The sequence below is a fragment of the Micromonospora sp. C51 genome (assembly GCF_018070435.1).
Taxonomy (GTDB): Bacteria; Actinomycetota; Actinomycetes; order Mycobacteriales; family Micromonosporaceae; genus Micromonospora; species Micromonospora sediminimaris.
In genome coordinates, this window is sequence record NZ_JAGPXQ010000023.1 from 39133 (window position 1) to 58691 (window position 19559).

15 protein-coding genes and 1 pseudogene are annotated in these 19559 nt (G+C 73.1%); 5 read left to right on the forward strand and 11 right to left on the reverse strand.

Annotation, left to right across the window (positions count from 1 at the left end; all coding sequences use genetic code 11):
• Positions 1-177: 177 nt before the first annotated feature.
• Positions 178-753: a hypoxanthine phosphoribosyltransferase gene (hpt, locus tag KBX50_RS21295; RefSeq protein ID WP_093410109.1), complete on the reverse strand. Its 576-nt coding sequence runs from the start codon at positions 751-753 to the stop codon at positions 178-180.
• 99 nt (positions 754-852) lie between these two features.
• Positions 853-1050, reverse strand: a complete 198-nt coding sequence (locus KBX50_RS21300) for a hypothetical protein (RefSeq protein WP_210939242.1) — start codon at positions 1048-1050, stop codon at positions 853-855.
• Between the two features lie 92 nt (positions 1051-1142).
• Here KBX50_RS21300 and KBX50_RS21305 point away from each other — a divergent pair, with 92 nt between their 5' ends.
• Positions 1143-2105: a GlxA family transcriptional regulator gene (locus KBX50_RS21305; protein WP_210939159.1), complete on the forward strand. Its 963-nt coding sequence runs from the start codon at positions 1143-1145 to the stop codon at positions 2103-2105.
• 24 nt (positions 2106-2129) lie between these two features.
• On the opposite strand, the gene KBX50_RS21310 is transcribed toward KBX50_RS21305, so the two are convergent.
• The 4 genes and pseudogenes from KBX50_RS21310 to dacB form a co-directional block, all read right to left on the reverse strand.
• Positions 2130-3764, reverse strand: coding sequence for a gamma-glutamyltransferase family protein (locus tag KBX50_RS21310; protein WP_210939161.1), 1635 nt, complete (start codon positions 3762-3764; stop codon positions 2130-2132).
• Between the two features lie 68 nt (positions 3765-3832).
• A pseudogene (gene tilS, locus KBX50_RS21315) lies at positions 3833-4825 on the reverse strand (tRNA lysidine(34) synthetase TilS); the annotation flags it as partial.
• Between the two features lie 16 nt (positions 4826-4841).
• Entirely contained in the window at positions 4842-5909 is a 1068-nt protein-coding gene (locus tag KBX50_RS21320) for a zinc-dependent metalloprotease (RefSeq protein WP_210939165.1), read from the reverse strand.
• Positions 5910-5971: 62 nt separating this feature from the next.
• Entirely contained in the window at positions 5972-7453 is a 1482-nt protein-coding gene (dacB, locus tag KBX50_RS21325) for a D-alanyl-D-alanine carboxypeptidase/D-alanyl-D-alanine-endopeptidase (RefSeq protein ID WP_210939237.1), read from the reverse strand.
• Between the two features lie 538 nt (positions 7454-7991).
• Between dacB and KBX50_RS21330 the strand changes: the two genes are divergently transcribed.
• A complete protein-coding gene (locus KBX50_RS21330) occupies positions 7992-8498 on the forward strand; it encodes an inorganic diphosphatase (protein ID WP_093409905.1) in 507 nt (168 codons plus the stop codon).
• A 24-nt stretch (positions 8499-8522) separates the two neighbouring features.
• Here KBX50_RS21330 and eccD read toward each other — a convergent pair whose 3' ends face one another.
• Entirely contained in the window at positions 8523-9923 is a 1401-nt protein-coding gene (gene eccD / locus KBX50_RS21335) for a type VII secretion integral membrane protein EccD (protein WP_210939167.1), read from the reverse strand.
• Between the two features lie 100 nt (positions 9924-10023).
• Between eccD and eccCa the strand changes: the two genes are divergently transcribed.
• The 3 genes from eccCa (at position 10024) to KBX50_RS21350 (ending at position 16167) form a co-directional block, all read left to right on the forward strand.
• Positions 10024-13971 (forward strand): type VII secretion protein EccCa, encoded by a 3948-nt coding sequence (gene eccCa, locus KBX50_RS21340; protein ID WP_210939169.1) that lies wholly within the window; start codon positions 10024-10026, stop codon positions 13969-13971.
• 73 nt (positions 13972-14044) lie between these two features.
• On the forward strand, positions 14045-15367 hold the full coding sequence (gene mycP, locus KBX50_RS21345; RefSeq protein ID WP_210939171.1) for a type VII secretion-associated serine protease mycosin: 1323 nt from the start codon (positions 14045-14047) through the stop codon (positions 15365-15367).
• Positions 15368-15447: 80 nt separating this feature from the next.
• The gene (locus tag KBX50_RS21350; protein WP_210939173.1) at positions 15448-16167 is read left to right on the forward strand and encodes a phosphatase PAP2 family protein; all 720 of its coding nucleotides are present in this window, start codon (positions 15448-15450) and stop codon (positions 16165-16167) included.
• A 7-nt stretch (positions 16168-16174) separates the two neighbouring features.
• Here the strand turns inward: KBX50_RS21350 and KBX50_RS21355 are convergent, their stop codons facing one another.
• The 4 genes from KBX50_RS21355 to nth form a co-directional block, all read right to left on the reverse strand.
• Entirely contained in the window at positions 16175-17353 is a 1179-nt protein-coding gene (locus KBX50_RS21355) for a MarP family serine protease (protein WP_210939175.1), read from the reverse strand.
• A 63-nt stretch (positions 17354-17416) separates the two neighbouring features.
• Positions 17417-18121 (reverse strand): CoA pyrophosphatase, encoded by a 705-nt coding sequence (locus KBX50_RS21360; RefSeq protein WP_210939238.1) that lies wholly within the window; start codon positions 18119-18121, stop codon positions 17417-17419.
• Between the two features lie 2 nt (positions 18122-18123).
• Positions 18124-18732, reverse strand: coding sequence for a TlpA disulfide reductase family protein (locus tag KBX50_RS21365; protein ID WP_210939176.1), 609 nt, complete (start codon positions 18730-18732; stop codon positions 18124-18126).
• Complete coding sequence (gene nth, locus KBX50_RS21370) at positions 18729-19508, reverse strand: endonuclease III (RefSeq protein WP_210939177.1); 780 nt, start codon at positions 19506-19508, stop codon at positions 18729-18731. The genes KBX50_RS21365 and nth overlap by 4 nt, the downstream gene beginning before the upstream one ends.
• Positions 19509-19559: the final 51 nt, after the last annotated feature.

Below are 19559 nucleotides of genomic sequence, written 5' to 3' on the forward strand. Positions count from 1 at the left end.
GTCGGATCCCCGGGTCACCGTGGTCAAAGGTAGTCCGATCAGCTGAAAGTCGGCTGAATGTCGGGCGGACGCGCCCGCGACGACAGTCGGGCCCGGCGGCGTGGCGGCCGGGGTCGTCGACGGTCCGCGACGAGGGCTGACGGTCCGGCGGCACCGCGACGCGACGCCGCCGCACGGTCAGGAGCGGGCGTAGACCTCCGGCTTGAGCACCCCCACGTACGGCAGCTCTCGGTAGCGCTCACCGAAGTCGAGGCCGTACCCGACGACGAACTCGGTCGGAATGTCGAAGCCCACGTACCGGACCGGGACCGTCACCTTCACCGCGTCCGGCTTGCGGAACAGCGCGACCACCTCGACGCTCGCCGCCGACCGGGACTCCAGATAGCGCAGCAGCCAGGACAGGGTCAGCCCGGAGTCGACGATGTCCTCCACGACGACGACGTGCCGACCGGCGATGTCCCGGTCGAGGTCCTTGAGGATCCGCACCACGCCGGAGGAGGTGGTGCCCTGCCCGTACGAGGAGATGGCCATGAAGTCCAGCTCGGCCGGAGGGCCGTGCCGGCCCAGCGCCCGGGCGAAGTCGGCCATGAACATGACCGCGCCCTTGAGTACGCAGACGAGCAACAGCCCGTCGGTGACGTGGGAGTAGTCCGCGGAGACCTGCTTGGCCAGCTCCGCGGTCTTCTCGCGGATCTGCGCCTCGGAAATGATCACGTGGTCGATGTCGGCGTCGTACCAGGAGCCGTCAGCCATGACCATAGCCTGCCGTACGCCCCGGGTTCACCGTCGGCGGGGCCGCCCGTTTCGAGGCCGCCCCGCCCGGTGATTTTTCGGATGAAGGGAACATTCGCCTCAGCAGTGGTGTGACTGCCACCTGCGGCCCCCGTCGGAGGGCTTCCAGTCCGCGGAGTCACGGCTGTCGGCGGTCAGCCCCAGGGCGGACAGCAGGGCGAGGGTCAGGAAGAACAGCAGGAAGAACAGGAAACCCATGGCGGCGCTCGCTTTCTGGCGTCTGCGGTTGTCGTGTCGCCGCCGGTGCGCACCGGACATCTACCAGTCTGCGTACGTCGCCGATCCTCGGACAGTGGCAGAAATGCCACTCCTGCTCGATTTTCTGCCACTCCTACGGTTACCCTCGTCACATGCTTCGTTCCGTGGCCGTACTCGTCCTGGACGGCGTCGCCCCATTCGAACTCGGCGTGCTCGCCGAGGTGTTCGGCACCGACCGCACCGCCGACGGACTGCCCGGCTACCGCTTCGACGTGTGTGGCCCCGGGCAGGCCCCGGTCCGCACCTCCGCCGGCTTTCACCTGGTGCCGAACGCCGACCTGGATCCGCTGGAACAGGCGGACCTGGTGGCCGTTCCCGCCCACGACCCGACCACCACCGCACCGGCCGAGGTCCACGAGGCGCTGCGCCGCGCCGCCGACCGGGGCGCGTACCTGTTCAGCGTGTGTGCCGGCGCGTACCTGCTGGGCGAGGCGGGCCTGCTCGACGGCCGGGAGTGCACCACGCACTGGCGGCACGTCGACGAGTTGCAGCGCCGTCACCCGAGCGCCCGGGTGCGCTGCAACTCGCTGTACGTGCAGGACGGTCGCCTGCTCACCAGCGCGGGCACCGCCGCCGGCATCGACGCCTGCCTGCACCTGGTACGCCAGGCGCACGGCTCGGCCACCGCCACCCGACTCGCCCGACGGATGGTGGTACCCCCGCATCGCGACGGCGGGCAGGCCCAGTACATCGAGGCGCCGATCCCGAAGGCGCCGGAGGCGCCCACCCTGGAACCGGTACTGGAGTGGCTGATGGGCCATCTGGACCGGCAGACCAGCGTCGACGAGTTGGCCGCGCGGGCCGGGATGGCGCCACGGACGTTCGCTCGCCGGTTCCGTGCCGAGACGGGCACCACCCCGCACGACTGGCTGACCAACCAACGCGTCCTGCTGGCCCGCCGGCTGTTGGAGGACACCACGCTCACCGTGGAGGGGGTGGCCGAGCGGGCCGGCTTCGGTGACGCCGCCGCCCTGCGGCACCACTTCACCCGCCGGGTGGGCGCCACGCCACAGGCGTACCGCACCACGTTCCGCGATCGTGCTCCGACCGGCTGACCGGTCACCGGCCGGTCGCGTAGGTCAGAAGCCGCCGGCACCGCCGTCTACCCGGGGCTCGGAACCGACGACGTATCCCCCGTCGGCGTGTCTCCAGATCGCCTGCCCGTAGCCGAAGACGGTGGAGTCGGACGCGACGGTCACCTGGTGCCCCCGGTCCCGCAGGTCGGCCAGCCGCGCGGCACCGCCGGGCCCGGCGATCAACTGCTCCTCGACCAGCAGCGAACGACCCGCGTGCCAGTACCAGCGAGGCTTGTCCAGCGCCGCCTGCGGGTCGAGGCCCGCGTCCACGGTCCCCGAGACCAGCTGAACGTGGCCCTGGGGCTGCATGTGCCCACCCATCACCCCGAACGGCCCCACCGGCGCCCCCTGCCTGGTCAGGAAACCGGGGATGATCGTGTGGTACGGCCGCTTCGCCGGGCCGACCACGTTGGGATGGCCCACGTCGAGCCGGAAACCGAGCCCACGATTCTGCAGCGCGAACCCGTACCCGGGCAGCACCACGTGCGAGCCGAAGGCCAGGTAGGTGGACTGGATCAGGCTGACCATCATGCCGCTCTCGTCGGCCGTGCAGAGGTACACCGTCCCACCACGCTCCGGCGCGCCGGTCACCGGGTCGGCCGCCGCGTCGGAGACCGTCGCGCGGCACCGCGCCAGATGTTCCGGAGTGAGCAGCCCGGATGGGACCGGAGCAAGGTCGGGATCGGCGACATGGGCATGCGCGTCGGCGAAGCCGAGCTTGACCGCCTCGATCTGCCGGTGCAGCCACCGCGACCCGTCGGCCGGGTCGAATCCGTCCAGGATGCCCAGCGCGATCAGAGCGGCCAGCCCTTGCCCGTTCGGCGGCAGTTCCCAGACCTCGTGATCCCGGTAACGCACCGGCACCGGGTCGACCCAGACGCTGGCGTGGGCCTCCAGGTCCGCCGCGGTGAGCAGCCCACCGGTACGGGCGGCATGGTCGGTCAGGGCCGCCGCGATCCGCCCCCGGTAGAACTCCCCCGCCCGGCTGTCGGCGATCAGTCGAAGCGTCCGGGCCGCGTCGGGATTGCGCCACCGCTCGCCCGCCCGGGGAGCCCGCCCGTCCGCTGCGAACACCCGCCCGAACTCCGCGTACTCGGGACCGGTCAGGCCGGCGTGCCCGGCGACCGCGCGGGACCAGGCCGCCGCTGTCGTGGTGGAGACGGGGTGTCCCTGCTCCGCGTAACCGATGGCGTCGGCGAAGAGGTCCGCGAAGGGCAGCGATCCGAACCGCTCGTGCAGGTCGCGCCAACCTGCCGGCGCGCCCGGTACGGTCACCGGCAACCAGCCCCGGGCCGGCATCGCCGGGCCGGCCGCCTGTGCGCCGCCCAACGCGTCGACGGGTTCCACGCCTCGACCGCCGGTCGCCGCGAGTACCAGGTCCCGGGTCAGCCCGGCAGGCGACCGGCCGGAGGCGTTCAAGCCGTGCAGCCGTCGGCCGTCCCAGACGATGGCGAAAAGGTCACCGCCGATGTCGTTGGAGGGTGGTTGCACGACGGTGAGCGTGCTGGCGGTGGCCAGCGCGGCGTCCACGGCGTTGCCACCACGACGCAGCACGGCCAGGCCGGCGGCCACGGCCAACGGATGGCTGGTGGCCACGGCGCCACGCGGCGCGTACAGCGGTTGCCGGGGATGGGTCACCCTTCGACCATCGCATCGTCGGGCGCTGACCCCACCGTCTCGGACACCGGTGCTGAGCCGGCCGGCGAAGCCGGTGATGACTCCGACACCAGCCGATCGTCGCGGCGGAGCACCCGCAGCCCGCCCGGCAGGTAGCTGGCTCGCTGGCCGCGCCACGCCGTGACCAACGCGTCGAGCGCGGCGACGTGGCGATGTGACAGTGCGGCCGGCGGGGCACCCAACTCGTGGGCCCAGCTACGCAGCACCCGACCGCGCACGGCGGGCGCCAGCTCGGTCAGGATCCGGGTGGCCAGGCCACCGGCGGGATGCCGGGCCCGGCTCAGCGCCACAACGGCGAGCTCGTCGAGGACCGCGTTGTCGGCCGCCACGAGCGCGGCGGTACGGGCGAGGTTGTCCAGCACGCCCGGTCCGAGCGCTCGGATCAGCACGGGCAGCACGTCGGCCCGGACCCGGGAACGGGCGTAGGCCGGGTCGCTGTTGTGCGGGTCGTCCCACGGCACCAGCCCGAGGGCCACGCAGGCGGCACGGGTCTCCGCCCGCCCGATCTCCAACAGCGGTCGTACGAGTGGGGTGCCGGCCAGGTCCCGGCGGGCCGGCATGCCGGCGAGTCCGCGCGGGCCGGCACCCCGGGCCAGCGCGAGCAGGACCGTCTCCGCCTGGTCGTCCCGGGTGTGGCCGGTGAGCAGTGCCGAAGCGTGGTACCCACTGGCGATCTCGGCCAACGCCTGGTAGCGGGCGTCCCGGGCCGCCGCCTCCGGGCCACCGGGCCGACCGGCAACCTCGACCCGGACCACCTCCACCGGCGCCAGGCCGACCTCGGTCGCCCAGCGCGCCACAGCCTCGGCCCGGTGCCGCGACCCGGCCTGCAACCCGTGATCCACGGTGACCAGCCCGGCGGCGCGGCCCGCCCGGGGCGCCACGAACGCGGTGGCCGCGGCCAGGGCCAGCGAGTCGGCACCGCCCGAGCAGGCGACCAGCACCGGACCGTCCGTCGGCAGGTCGGCCAGGGCACGACGGACCGCGATCCGGATCGCGGCCACCGGCGGTGCGAGCGGGGCCATCGGTGCGACGACGCGCTCAGCCGGCGGTCGGTACCGGACCGACCGGTCCGTGCACCCGCGCCACCCAGGCGTCCGGTTCGCTCAGCTCGGACAGTCGGGGCAGGGTGAGCGGCGACTCGAAGACCCGGTTGAAGCCGGCCATGCCGACCCGGTCCACCACGGCGTGCACGAACTTGCGGCCCTCGGCGTACTGCCGCATCTTGACGTCGATGCCGATCAGCCGCCGGATCGCCTTCTCCACCGGGTTGCCGGCCTCGCGCCGCCGGTTGAAGGCGGACCGGATCCGCTCCACACTCGGGATAACCTGCGGTCCGACGCCGTCCATCACGAACTCGGCGTGCCCCTCCAGCAGGGTCATCAGGGCGGTCAGTCGGTCCAGCACGGCCCGCTGCCCGGGCGTCTGCACGATGTCCAGCACGCTGGACCGGCTCTGCGGGTCGCGGACGGCGTCAGCGAGGGTGCTCACCCCCCGACGCAGCCGCTCCAGCAGGTGCTCGCCGCCCTGGGCGGCATCGACGAACGCCTGCACCTCACCGAGGAAGTAGGCCCGCATCCAGGGCACCGAGGTGAACTGCGTCCGGTGGGTCACCTCGTGCAGGCAGACCCAGAGCCGGAAGTCGCGTGCATCCGCGCCCAGCTTGCGCTCCACCTCGACGATGTTCGGCGCGACCAGCAGCAGTTGCCCCGGGTTGGCGGAGAAGACCTCGTACTGCCCGAGGACCCGGCCGGAAAGGTAGGCCAGCACGGTGCCGGCCTGCACCCCGGTCACCCGGGAGCCGATCGCCTCGGTGAGCGCACCGGGCTGCTTGTCCTGAGTGAGTCGGCCGACCAGCGGGGTGATCACCTCGCGGAGCCCGGCGATGTTGGTCGCCGCCCAGTCCCGCCGATCGACCACCCGCACCGGCGGATGGGTGACCTGCGAGGTCAGCCCGGTGTAGTCGGCGACGTGCCCGGCTGCCTCTTCGGTCAACCGGCGCAGCTCGGAAACCACCTCGGTGGCCTCGGCGTACGTCACCCGGGGGCCCGACTTGCCCAGGGCCCCCGCCGTCGCGGTAGCCAGATCCCAGTCCACGAACTGCGCCATGCAACCCACCGTACCCGCGCCGCGACACCCCACCCGGCCGGCTGGTCCGGTGCCCGTCGTTCTCAGCGGCAGCCGCAGCCGGCCAGGGCGGCGGCGATCCTGTCCAGCGCGGCGCGGGCCGGCTCCATCCCGTCCGGCGGGACATCGTCGGTGAGCACCGCGAAGGTGAGCAGGCGCCCCTCGGCGGTGGTGACCACTCCCGCGATGGCGTGCACCCGGGTCAGGGTGCCGGTCTTGGCCCGGACCACACCGGCACCGGCGGCGGTGCCGGGTGTCGCGCCGTACCGATCGCGCAGCGTGCCGGACCAGCCCGCGACCGGCAGGCCGCCGAAGATGCCGGCAAGCTCGGGCCGGTCCGGGCTGGCCGCGAGCGCCAGCAGTTCGGTCAGCAGGGCCGGGCTGATCAGGTTGTCCCGGGACAGTCCGCTGCCGTCCGCCAGGTCGAGCCCAGCCACCGGCAGGGCCAGCTCGGAGACCACCTCGGCCATCGCCGCCGCGGCACCGGCGAAGGAGGCCGGCCGGTCGCGGGCCAGGGCGACCTGGCGGGCCAGCGCCTCGGCGACGATGTTGTCGCTATCGCTGATCATGATGTCGACCAGCCGGATCAGCGGCGGCGAGTGCACCACGCCGAGTTCGGCTCCGGGTCCACCGCCACCGACCGGTTCGGTCGCGGTCCCGGCCGGCGCTGGCGGGGCGGTGCCCTTGCGCACCGTGTCGACCGGTGCCCCGAGCAGTTTGGCGAAGGCACGGCCGGCGACCAGGTCCGGTTCGGCAACGCGTTCGGCCCAGCCCGGGCCGGCCTTCGGATTCGTGCGTGCTCCGTCGAGCATCAGTGCGGTGATCGCCCCGCCGTAGCCGCCGGTGGGAATGTCGTCGTCCCAGCCGGGTTCGTACACCGGGCCGGAGTAGCGCGAGGAGTCGACGACGACTCTTTTGGGTACGACCCCGCCCAGCGCCTTCCGGACCTGATCGGCGAGGTCGGTGAGGTTGGCCGCGCCCGGGTAGAAGCCCTTCGGGCCGGCTGCCAGCGTCGGATCCCCGCCACCGACCAGAACCACCTCGCCGGGTTGCGCACCAGCCACCGCCCGGGTCGGGATCCGATGGCCGGGGCCTCGGGCGGTCAACACCGTCACGGCGGTCACCAGCTTGGTCACCGAGGCCGGCACGGTTCCTTCCCCGCCACCGCGATCGAAGAGCATCTCCCCGGTCAGCGCGTCGGCCACCGCCACGTTGACCCGGCCGCCCAGCGCGGTGTCGTCGATCAGCGGTTCGAGGGTGGTCCGGAGCCCGTCCGTGCTGGGCGGCGGCGCGCCGACGTCGGCAGCCGCCAGCACCGGGACCGGCGCGGACTCCACCGCCCCGGTTGCCGCCGGCGTCGCGGGTGCGTCGCCCAACCAGCGACCCACCGGCCCGGGCCGGACCACGACCAGACCCACCGCGACCAGCACGAGCACCAGCACGGCAGCGAGCACCAGCGGCAGCCGCCGCCGCGGCGCCGGCCCGCCCGGGGGCGGCACCGCACCGGCGGGCGGATCACCCGGCATGCCGGCCGCCGGCACGACCGGCACCGGGCGCACCGGCACGGTTGCCGATCCGGTCGGCGGCCCGGCGGGGTTCGTGGGGACGGCGGCACCGGGACCGGCGGCCGGGCTCGTCGGGGCGGTGGGGCTCGTGGGGGCGGCAGCACCGGGCGCGGCGGCCCGTCCGGACACCGTCCCCCGGGGCGGTGTCGTCGGCGGTTGCGCGCCCGCGGGCGGATGCGCCTCGGACCGGTTCACGGACGTCGGTGTGACGGGCGGCGTCGGAGATTGTGGCCGGAGGACCTGCGCGTCCGGCACGGGTACCCGCCCCGCGGCCGGCTTGACCGGCGGTTGGTTCGGACCGCCCTCGGCGGCACCGCCGGGACGGTAGTGTGAATCTTCCCTCCCCACGACCCCCTCCTCCCCCACCAGGAACCGGCCTGGGTGACACTACTTCGGTCCGAAGACTATGCGGCGGCCGGAGTCGGCGGGTTGGCAATCGCCCGCCCGGCTCCGCCGCCGGTTCCGTCAAGCCAGCGTGGGCCAACGAGGGAGCGTGCAGATGGATTTCGACGTCACGGTTGAGATCCCCAAGGGGCACCGCAACAAGTACGAGGTGGACCACGTGACCGGGCGCATCCGGCTGGACCGCACCCTCTTCACCTCCACGCAGTACCCGGCCGACTACGGCTTCATCGAGGGCACCCTGGGTGAGGACGGCGACCCGCTGGACGCCCTGGTGCTGGTGCCCGAGCCGACCTTCCCCGGCTGCCTGATCCGGTGCCGCACGATCGGCATGTTCCGGATGACGGACGAGAAGGGTGGCGACGACAAGGTCCTCTGCGTCCCCTACGAGGACCCGCGGCAGGAACACCTGCGCGACATCCACCACCTCGGCGAGTTCGACCGGCTGGAGATCCAGCACTTCTTCGAGGTGTACAAGGATCTTGAGCCGGGCAAGTCGGTCGAGGGCGCGACCTGGGTGGGGCGCACCGAGGCCGAGGCCGAGATCCAGGCTTCGTACCGGCGCGCCAGGGAGGCCGAGGAGCGCGGCGAGTCCACCCACTGAGCGTCCGACCGGTCCGGGGATCGCTCAGCCGAGCAGTCCCCGGGCCCGCTCGTAGAGGCCGAGAACCGCGCAGGCGACCGGCACCACCGAGACCACCAGCAGGGTGTCGGCCAGGTCAGCGACCCGTCCGAGGTACGGGGAGACCGGCCGGCGGGCGTACGTCGTGCCGCCCGCCACCACCAGCAACGCGCCCAGCAGCCCGCCGCTGACCAGGATCAGCCGGACCGCCGCGTCGGCGGCCCCGGCCAGCGCCCCGCCGAGGACCGCGTACCCGGCCAGGCCGGCGAGCATCGGCGCGATTCGGTGCCGGATCGTCCTGAAGAGCCGGGCCCGCAGCAGCAGCACCGTCGCGGTCACCCCGACCAGCAGCCGACCGGCGGTGCCACCGGTGCTCACGAGGATCACGGCCGCGCCGACGGCCAGCACGGCCTGACCGATCAGCAGGCCGGTGAGCATTTCCTCGGTACGGGCCACTGCTGCGCGCACCCGGCCACGGTCCGGCAGGTCACGAGCCTGGTCCGGATCATCCGACGCATCGGTGGGCAGGGTCGTCGGCGGCAATGGCACCTTGCCCAACCGGATGGCCAGCAGCGGGACGGCCCCGACGGCGAAGGTGAGCACGCCGAGCAGGACGGCGGCCGAGCCGGCCGGGCCGAGCAGCAGGTCGCCGAGAGCGGCTGATCCAGCACCCGCGCCCACCACCGTGCCGGCCACGAAGATCCGTAGCCCGGTGGCCACTCCGAACAGCCCCAGCACCGAAGCCAGCAGCAGCGTCACCGACCCGGCGAGCAACTCCGGTGCGCCCACCCAGCGCAGCGCGCCGATCGGCCCGACCGGGTCGCCCGAGCTGACGGCGAGGGCACCGGCCAGTGCCGCGTAGGGCAGCGCGTGTCCGCCCAGCACAGCGCCGGCCGGCCCGTCGCCCTGCGCGCGGGACAGCACGGTGCCGGCCAGCACCAGCAGACCCGCCACCACGGTCGCGGCCGGCCAGCCGGCGGGGTCGCCGGGCCCACCGGCGGCCAGGGCGAGCAGGCCGACGGCGAGCGCAACACCGGCACCGACCAGGGCCACCGCCCGGGTGGCGGCGGGTGACCAGGCCCCACCGCGTCGGCGGGCGGCGTCGGCGATGGCCTCCACCACGTCGTCGTACTCGAACTCCGGCCACTCGGTGCGAGCCGGCACCAGGTGCAGCACCTCGCCGTCGCGGACCCCCTGAGCGAGCAGCGCCTGCCCGCCGGTCAGCACGGTGCCGTCGGCTCGCCGGAGCAGCCAACCGCCGTGCTGCTCCCCCTCGTCGGCGAGCCCGTCGCCAGCGTGGCGCAGCACCTCGGGCAGCAACTCGGCGAGCGGTACCTGATCCGGTAGCGCCACGTCGACCCGCCGTCGGGGCGTGCTGACGGTGAGCCGGGCAAGCCCGATGGTCATCGACTCACCTCCATCCCGAGCCGGCCTGCTGCTGCGCGGACGACAGGACTTTACCTACCATGAGCCAGGCTCGGGTCACCGTGCGCAGTCGGGAGGTCGAGTGTCCACTGTCGTCATCCGGCGGCCGGCGCGACGCCCGGCGCCCGAGATACCCGTCGGTGACCTACCGGTGCAGGCGCCCCCGGAGATTCCGGCCGCCACCGACACCCGCTGGCACCAGTTGCTGATGCTGCTGCCGATGCTCGGCGGTACGGTCGCGATGGCGATGATGTTCGGCCGGGGCGGCGGGGCGTACGCGTACGTGGTCGGCGGCATGTTCGGCCTCTCCTCCCTGGCGATGCTGGCGACCTCCTGGGGCAGCGCCTCCGGCAACCCGAAGAAGTCCGAGATGATGGCCGCCCGCCGGGATTACCTGCGGCACCTGGCCATCCTGCGCCGGCAGGTTCGGCAGACCGCGGAGCGACAACGCGCCGGCCTCTGCTACCGGTACCCCGATCCGTCGCTGCTCTGGTCGACGGTGCACAGCCACCGGGTCTGGGAGCGACGGCCCACGGACCCGGACTTCGCGGTGATTCGGGTCGCCGTCGGGCCGCAGACCCTGGCCACACCGCTGGTGCCGCCGGTCACCCGCCCGCTGGAGGAACTGGAGCCGATGACGGCGGGCGCGCTGCGGCGCTTCCTGGACGCGTACTCGGTGGTGCCCGACCTGCCGGTGGCTCTCTCGCTGCGCAGCTTCGCCCGGGTCTTCGTCCGGGCCGCTCCGGCCGGACCCACCGGGTCGCCGGCCGCGCAGGCGCTGACCCGGGCCATGCTCGTCCAGCTCGCGGTCTTCCATGCCCCGGACGAGCTGCTGGTCGCCATCTGTGCCGGGCCGGAACGACGCGACCGTTGGGAGTGGGTCAAGTGGTTGCCCCACGCCCAGCACCCCACCCGCACCGACGCGCTCGGTCCGGTACGGCTGGTGGCCAGTTCCGCGGTGGAGTTGGAAAGACTGCTCGACCGGGTGTTGGCCAGCCGGTCGAGGTTCAGCCCGGTCGGACCGGCCACGGACGGGCCACACCTGGTGGTCGTGTTCGACGGCGGCGACCGCACCGACGCCACCGAACTGGTCGGGGACGGCGGGATCGACGCGGTCACCCTGATCGACCTGGACACCCCGCCTCCGCGCCTGCTCGACCGGTTCTCCCTGCTGCTGGAGCTGCGGGACGGCCGGCTGCACTCCCGCTCCTCGGACGGGCCGGCCGAGGTCGGCTCCGCCGACGCGCTGGAGGTCGCCGAGGCCGAGGCGGTGGCCCGTCGGCTGGCGCCACTGCGGCTGGCTGCCACCCCAGGTGCCGACGCCGCACTCGGCGTCGAGCCGGGTCTACCCGAGCTGCTCGGCATCGGCGAGCCGGAGGGCTTCACCGTCGAGCAGGGGTGGGTTCCGAGGTCCCCGCGGGACCGGCTGCGGGTGCCGGTCGGCGTCGGCGTGGACGGCGGCGCGGTCGAGTTGGACCTGAAGGAGTCGGCGCAGGGCGGCATGGGCCCGCACGGGCTGCTGATCGGAGCCACCGGCTCCGGCAAGTCCGAGCTGCTCCGTACGTTGGTGCTCGGCCTGGCCGCCACCCACTCCGCCGAGCAGCTCAACTTCGTGCTCGTCGACTTCAAGGGCGGGGCCACCTTCGCGCCCTTCGACCGGTTGCCGCACACCGCCGCTGTGATCACCAATCTGGCCGACGCGTTACCGCTGGTCGACCGGATGGTCGATGCGATCAACGGGGAGCTGGTCCGCCGGCAGGAGTTGCTGCGCCGCGCCGGCAACTTCGCCAGCCTGCGCGACTACGAGCGGGCCCGGGCGGCCGGCAATTCGCTGCCCCCGCTGCCGTCGCTGCTGCTGATCTGTGACGAGTTCTCCGAACTGCTGTCGGCCAAGCCCGACTTCATCGACCTGTTCGTCCAGATCGGTCGGCTGGGCCGCTCCCTCGGGGTACACCTGCTGCTGGCGAGCCAGCGGTTGGAGGAGGGACGACTGCGCGGGCTGGACACCCACCTGTCGTACCGGATCGGTCTGCGGACCTTCTCCTCGCTGGAGTCCCGCACCGTGCTCGGGGTGCCTGACGCGCACGAGTTGCCCCCGGCGCCGGGGCACGGTTTCCTGCGCTTCGGCACCGAGCCGCTGCTGCGTTTCAAGACCGCGTACGTCTCCGGCCCGGTACGTCGGCTCGCCCTGGCGACCGACGCGGCCGGACCCGAACGTCCCCGGCTGCTCGCCTTCTCCACCCACGTCACACCGGTTCCGCAGCCGCCCGCCCCACCGGCTGTGAAAGACGAGGCGGACGCCACGGAGACCGTGCTGCGTCTGCTCGTCGACCGGCTGGCCGGGCAGGGCGCACCGGCCCACCGGGTGTGGCTGCCGCCGCTGGATGTCGCTCCGGCCCTGGACGAGTTGGTCGGTCCGCTCACGGTCGACGCGGTCCGGGGGCTGACCTTCGGCAATCCCGAACTGCACGGCACCCTCCAGGTGCCGGTGGCCGTCGTCGACCGGCCCTTCGAGCAGCGCCGCGACCTGCTGTGGTTGGCGTTGGACGGGGCTGCCGGCCATGTCGCGGTGGTCGGCGGTACGCAGAGCGGCAAGTCCACCGCGCTGCGTACGCTGATCTGTGCGCTGGCCCTCACCCACACGCCGGCCGAGGCTCAGGTCTACTGCCTCGACTTCGGTGGCGGTGGGCTGGCCTCGGTGCGTGACCTGCCGCATGTCGGTGGGGTCACCGGTCGGGCCGATCCCACCGGCGTGCGCCGCACCGTCGGCGAGATGTCCACCCTGCTCGCCGATCGGGAGCGCCGCTTCGCCGAACTGGGCGTGGAGTCGGTGGCCGTTTGGCGGCAGCGGCGCGCCAGCGGCGACACCGGCACCGACCCCGGCGATTCCGACGCGTACGGCGATGTGTTCCTCGTCGTGGACGGGTGGACGACCCTGCGGACCGAGTACGAAGATCTGGAACCGCTGATCACCGACCTGGCGACCCGGGGACTCTCCTACGGCGTCCACGTGGTCGCCACCGCGGTGCGTTGGCTGGATTTCCGACCGGCCATCCGGGACCTTTTCGGCTCCCGGCTGGAGCTACGCCTCGGTGATCCGTCCGACTCGCTTGTCGCTCGACGGGCGGCGGCGCACGTGCCGGAGCAGACCCCGGGGCGTGGCATCACCTCGGAGAGCCTGCATTTCCTCACCGCGCTGCCCCAGCCGGTCGGAACGGACACCGCCGGGCTGGTGAAGCGGGTCAACGACGCGTGGTCCGGCCCGGTCGCACCCCCGGTCCGGCTGCTCCCGGCCGTGCTGCCGTACGCCGACCTCGACCTCGACGCCACGACGGGGCTGCGGATTCCGGTGGGCGTCGCCGAGGCGGACCTACGTCCGGTGGTCCTCGACTTCGCCACCGAGCCACACCTCGTGGTCTACGGGGATGCCGAGAGCGGCAAGTCGTCGTTCCTGCGCGCCCTGGCCACCTCGATCGTCGCCCGGTTCACGCCGGAACAGGCACGGGTGATCCTGGTGGACTATCGGCGCAGCCTGCTCGGCGTCATCTCCACGGAGCACCTGATCGGCTACGGCACCGCGGCGGCACACGCCGCCGACCTGGTCGAGTCGGCCGCCGGTTACCTGGCCGGCCGCGCACCGGGCCCGCAGGTCAGCCCGACGCAGCTGCGGGAACGGTCGTGGTGGTCCGGGCCGGAACTGTTCGTGCTGGTCGACGACTACGACCTGGTGTCCAGCGGGCCCGCGAACCCGCTGCGGGCGCTGGAGGAGCACCTGCCGCACGCCCGCGACGTCGGGCTGCACCTGGTGCTGGCGCGCCGCTCCGGCGGTGCCGCCCGTGCCCAGTACGAGCCGTTGGTGCAGCGGCTACGGGAACTGTCCACCGCGGGCCTGGTGCTGTCGGGCAGCCCGGAGGAGGGTGCCCTGGTCGGTCCGGTCCGTCCTGGTCCGCTGCCGCCCGGGCGCGGTCGGCTGTTCACCCGGCGCGAGGGCGTACGCCTGGTCCAACTGGCCCACCTGCCGCCACAGTGACGTCGACTCCACGGAACGTCCCTGTAGGCGGGTCGAAACCGGTAATCTCCGATCGTCATGTGTCCCGCGACGAATGGCTGAGGATGTGACCAGGCTGCGGCACACCGGCCCGGCGAGGGCCGGCCGGTTCGCCAACCGCGTGCTGCTCGGAGCGGCCGCCACCGCGCTGACGGCTGCCGTCGCGGTCATGCCCGCCGCCGCCGTGCCCGTCCAGGCTCCCGCGCTCGGCACGCCGGCTGCCCACAACCCCGACGCCGCGCGACGCGCTGATCAGGTCCGTGACGAGCAGTGGCAACTCGACAAGTTGAACGCGCGGACGGCGTGGCGTACCTCGACCGGGCGCGGTGTGGTCGTGGCCGTGATCGACTCCGGGGTGGACGGTTCCCACCCGGACCTGACCGGTCAGGTGCTGCCCGGGCTCGACCTGGTCGCGCAGAACGGAGCGACCCAGGCGGATCCGGTCGGGCACGGCACCACAGTGGCCGGTCTGATCGCGGGTCGCAACGACGACCGCCGTGGTGTGGTGGGGCTCGCGCCGGACGCCCGGATCCTGCCCGTGCGGGTCCTGGATGCGGAGAACCGCTACGACGACGCGCTGATCGTGGCCAAGGGGGTGCGATGGGCGGTCGACAACGGCGCGAAGGTGATCAACCTGTCGCTCGGCGGTAACGGCGACAGCGCGGCGCTGGCCGCGGCGATCGACTACGCCTTCGCCCGGGACGTGGTGGTGGTCGCCTGCACCGGCAATCTCGCCACCTCGCCCGAGGCCAAGGTGTGGTATCCGGCCCGCGAACCTGGCGTCATCGCGGTCTCCGGCCTGGAGCGCAGCAGCGACAACCTGTGGAGCGGGGCGATCACCGGTCGCGCCACGGTGCTGACCGCCCCCGCCAGCGGACTGGTGGGCGCACGTCCGCCGGGTGGTTACTGGCGGGTGCAGGGCACCAGCTTCGCGGCACCGCTGGTCGCCGCCACCGCTGCCCTGGTGCGGTCGCGTTACCCGCAGATGTCCGCCGGTGACGTGGTGAACCGGCTGCTGGCCACCGCCAGGGACATCGGGCCCACCGGGCGGGACGAGCGGTTCGGGTACGGGCTGATCGATCCGGTCGCGGCGCTTACCGCAGAGGTGCCGCCGACGGACCGAAACCCGTTGGACGACAACGACCCGCCCGGGGTGACCGGCTTCGGTCCTGCGCCCGGCTCCGCGACGACGGGCGATCCCGACGCCGAGCAACTCGGGCTGACCGGATCCGGGCAGGAGACCCAGTGGCGGGCGCGGGCCGCCGGCTCGCCGGACGACGCCGGCTCGGAGCGGCTCTGGATCGGCTCGGCCATCTTCGTCGCGCTGCTCACCGGGGCGGCGCTGATGGTGCGCCGGTTCCGGCAGTCGCACCGCTGACCGGTCCCGGTCGACGTATCGCGCGGCAAATTTCGCGCATCGCCCGGGGCAGGCCCGGCCAGCGGGGTACAACCATCGCCGTGGACACCTTCGAACGAGTCGATCCGGCGCCGCCCGCCGGCCCGGACCGGGTCGGACAACCCGACGACCGGCCAGGTGTGCGGCCCGCCCACACCGTCTCCGGCGTGCTGCTGGTCGTGCCGTTCGCGCTGCTCGCCACGCTGGTGCTGGGTGACTGGCCGCCGCTGCGTCGACTCGACCTGGCGATCACCACTGAGCTGCACGGGTACGCCCTGGACCACCCGGTCTGGGTCCGGGCGATGAGCTTCTGGACCGACGCCTTCGCGCCGATGTCCCTGCGGGCCGTGGCGCTGGTCCTGGTGATCTGGCTGGCCCGCGACGGTGCGCGGCGGCTCGCCGGCTGGGTCGCCAGCACCATGGTGCTCGGTGGTCTGCTCGGGCCGCTGCTCAAACTGCTCGTCGGCCGGCAGCGACCGGACCTGCCCGACCCGGTGGCGCAGGCACCCGGCCTGGCGTTCCCGTCAGGCCATGCGCTGAACGCGATGCTCGCCGCCGGGGTACTGCTGGTGGTGTTCCTGCCCCGGACCGGGCCCCGCTCCGCGACCCGCGCGGCGGTCTGGCTCGGTGCGCTGACGATCGCCGTGGTGACCGGGTTCAGCCGGGTGGCGCTCGGCGTCCACTGGAGCAGCGACGTGCTGGCCGGGTGGCTGCTCGGCGCGGCGGTGGTCGTCGCCACCGCCACCGCGTTCGCCGTGTGGTCGCGACGCCGGTCGGGCTGACCCCGCGTCAGGTGCAGTCGCCGGTGTCGGTGCCCCGGGTGCGTTCGGCGCCGGCCAGCGCCACCGGTCGGGCCTCGGCGGCGGTGACCGCGAACCCGGTGTTCGGGTCGTCGGCCGCCGCCGCGAAGATCACCCCGAGCACCAGGCCGTTCGAGGAGACCAGTGGACCGCCCGAGTTGCCGCTGCGGACCAGGGCCCGGATCGTGTAGATCTCCCGGTTGACGTTCCCCGACGAGTAGATGTCCGGCCCGGTGATCCGGTCGACGTCGCGGATCCGCGCCGACTGGGCGTTGTACGGCCCGTCCAGTGGGAAACCGAGCACGATGGCGTCCGCGCCGGTGGAGGCGTTGCCGGCGGCGAACCGCATCGACGGGCCGGGTAGCCCGGGCACGTAGAGCACGGCCAGATCCCGGTCCGGGTCGTAGACGACCACCTCGCCCTCGTACCGGTCCCCGCCCAGTTCCACCGCGACCGAACGGGTGCCGGCGACCACGTGCGCGTTGGTCATCACCCGGTCGTCGGCGTACACGAAGCCGGACCCCTCGATCCGGCGCGAACAGCTCGGAGCCGACCCGAGCACCTTCACCACCGAGCGCTGGCCGTTGCTCACCACCTCGGAGCCGGCGAGCGCCGGGTCGGGCGGCTCGACCTGCCGGGCCTGGGTACGCCGCAGCCCGTCGAAGACATCGGGGAAGCCGTTGGTGTCGACGGTGTCGCGCAGCGCGGTGGAGAGCTGCTGAGCCTGGTCGGGCAGCACCCGGTCCACCACGTTGAGCAGCGCGCTGCTCTTCACCGAGGCGGCGAGCCAGGGCAGCGAGGAGGAGCCCAGCGGCACGGCGACCAGCCAGGCGACCAGCAGCACCGCGAAGAGCGAGACGAATGCGCCACCGACGTCGTCGGCCCGTCGTCCCACATCGCTGGCGATGGTGCGGCGCAGGTGCGATCCGAGCCAGCCGGCCAGTGCCTGACCCACCACGGCGAGACCGAAGATGGCGACCAGTGAGATCAGCACCCGGGTGCCGCTGTCCACGAACTGCTGGGCGAACATCGGGCCGACCTGAAGGCCGATCAGGGCACCCAGGAAGAACCCGGAGAACGAGAGCACGCCGATGACGAACCCCTGTCGGTATCCGCTGATCGCGAACACGAGCATGAGCAACAGCAGGACGAGATCCACGGCCGACACGGCTCAAGCGTACGGGGCCGGGGCTCAGGCGAAGACGATCGCTTGCGGAAGGTGACGGTCAGATCAGCGCAGGGCGCTCTCGTCGACCTCGTCGGTGCCGGCCGACGGGGCGGGTGAGGCACCGATCGGCGGAAGATCGATCACTCGGCTGCGCGGCCACGGGCGGCTCCAGCCACCCATGTCCAGCAGCGCGGCCAGCACCCCGGCCGTGAAGCCCCAGACCAGCATCCCGCGTACGGAGAAGGCGGGGCCGACCCAACCACTCGAATGGCGTACCCGGACCCGGTTGTCCGGGTCGACCAGCTCGGCGATCGGCAGGCGGGCCACGTGCGCCACCTCGGCCGGCTCCCGGGAGTCCACCGGATGCGGCGCGTGCCACCAGGCGAGCACCGGGGTCACCACGAAGTCGCTGACCGGGATCCACAACCTCGGCAGTTGGGCCAGCACCGTGACGCTGGTCGGGTCGAGCCCGACCTCCTCGTTCGCCTCCCGCAGCGCCGTGGCGGCGGCGTCGGCGTCCTCCGGGTCGGCCGCGCCACCGGGGAACGCCGGTTGACCGGCGTGGTTGCGCAGGGTCGCGGCCCGCTGGAGAACCAGCACGTCCGGGCCGGTGACGGCGTCCTCGCCGAGCAGCACCAGCACGGCGCTCTCCCGGCCACCCTGGTCCGGCGTACGGAGCTGGGTGAAGTCCTCCGTGCGTGCGGTGTCGAGCCGACCCAGCAGGGGCCCCAGCCAGCCCGGCGGTTGACGATCCGCTGGTTCGGGCACGTTCACGCCTGCACCGTGAGGCCGAGGTGCCGCCGGACGAGCTCGGCGAGACGGGCGTCGTCCAGCGCGCCGGAGCTGTCGATGTGCCGTACCCGGCTCTGGTCGTCGAGGAAGACGGTGAGCGGGACGGCGTTGCGACGCAGTGCTCGCTGCACCGCCTCGCCCTGGTCGACGAGCATCGGGAAGCGTACGCCGAAGTCCTCGCCGATCGACTGGGCGCCGTCGCGGCTGTCCCGGCTGTTCACGCCGATGACCCGCAGCTGCCCCTCGGCGCGCTCGTGCAGCCGCTGGAAGGCGGGGAGTTCCTTGCGGCAGGGCGGGCACCAGGAGGCCCAGATGTTGACCACTGCCGGTCCGCGGATGTCCCGCAGGGCGACCGGGGCCCCGCCGGTGAAGCAGGTGAGGGTCAACTCGGGCAGCGGATCGCCCGTCACCTCCCCGTTGTCGGGGCCGACCGGGCCGTCGGTGAGGCCGGCGCAGCCCTCGAAGGGGGACGGACGGGCGGCGGCCGTGCCCTGCCGGGCCGGTGCCGGTGTCTCGGCGTCGGCGGTGCAGGCGGTGGCGAGCAACAGCAGCAGCGGCAGGGTCAGCAGCGCGAGCCGGCGGTTCACGGTGCCTCCGCCTGAACCGCCTGCGCCGGCACCAGCTCGGGATCGACACCGGCGGCGGCCGCGAGGGCCCGGGCGCGCGGACCCTTGAGCAGCTTCGCGGCGGCGGCTGGTTCGGTCGGTCCGGTGCCGTACGAGGGGCAGAGCTTCGCCAGCGTGCACGCACCGCAGGCGGGCTTGCGGGCGTGGCAGACCCGGCGGCCGTGGAAGATGATCCGGTGCGACAGCATGGTCCAGTCGCGCTTCGGGAACATCGCCCCGATCTCGTGCTCGATCTTGACCGGATCGGTCTCGGCGGTCAGCCCCCAGCGCCGCACCAGCCGCTGGAAGTGGGTGTCGACGGTGATGCCGGGCACGTCGAAGGCGTTGCCGAGGATGACGTTGGCGGTCTTGCGACCGATCCCGGGCAGGGTGACCAGGTCGGCCAGCCGGTGGGGAACCTGACCGTCGTAGCGCTCGACCAGGGCCTGGCCCAGTTGGATCAGCGAGTTGGTCTTGTTGCGGTAGAAGCCGGTCGGTTTGATCATCTCTTCCACCTCGCCGCGCTCGGCCCCGGCGTAGTCGGCGGCAGTCGGGTAGCGGGCGAACAGTTTCGGAGTGACCTCGTTGACCTTCTTGTCCGTGCACTGGGCCGACAGGATGGTGGCGACGGCCAGTTCCAGCGGGCTGCCGTGGTCGAGCTCGCAGTGCGCGTCGGGGTGCGTCTCGGTCAGCACACGGCCGATCCGCCGCGCGCGACGGGTGCGTCCCAGGTCGGTCTCGGTGGCGCTTCTGGTCACGACGGCCAGCCTACGTCGCCGGTCCGACCGGCTCGGACGCCTGTGCCGCCA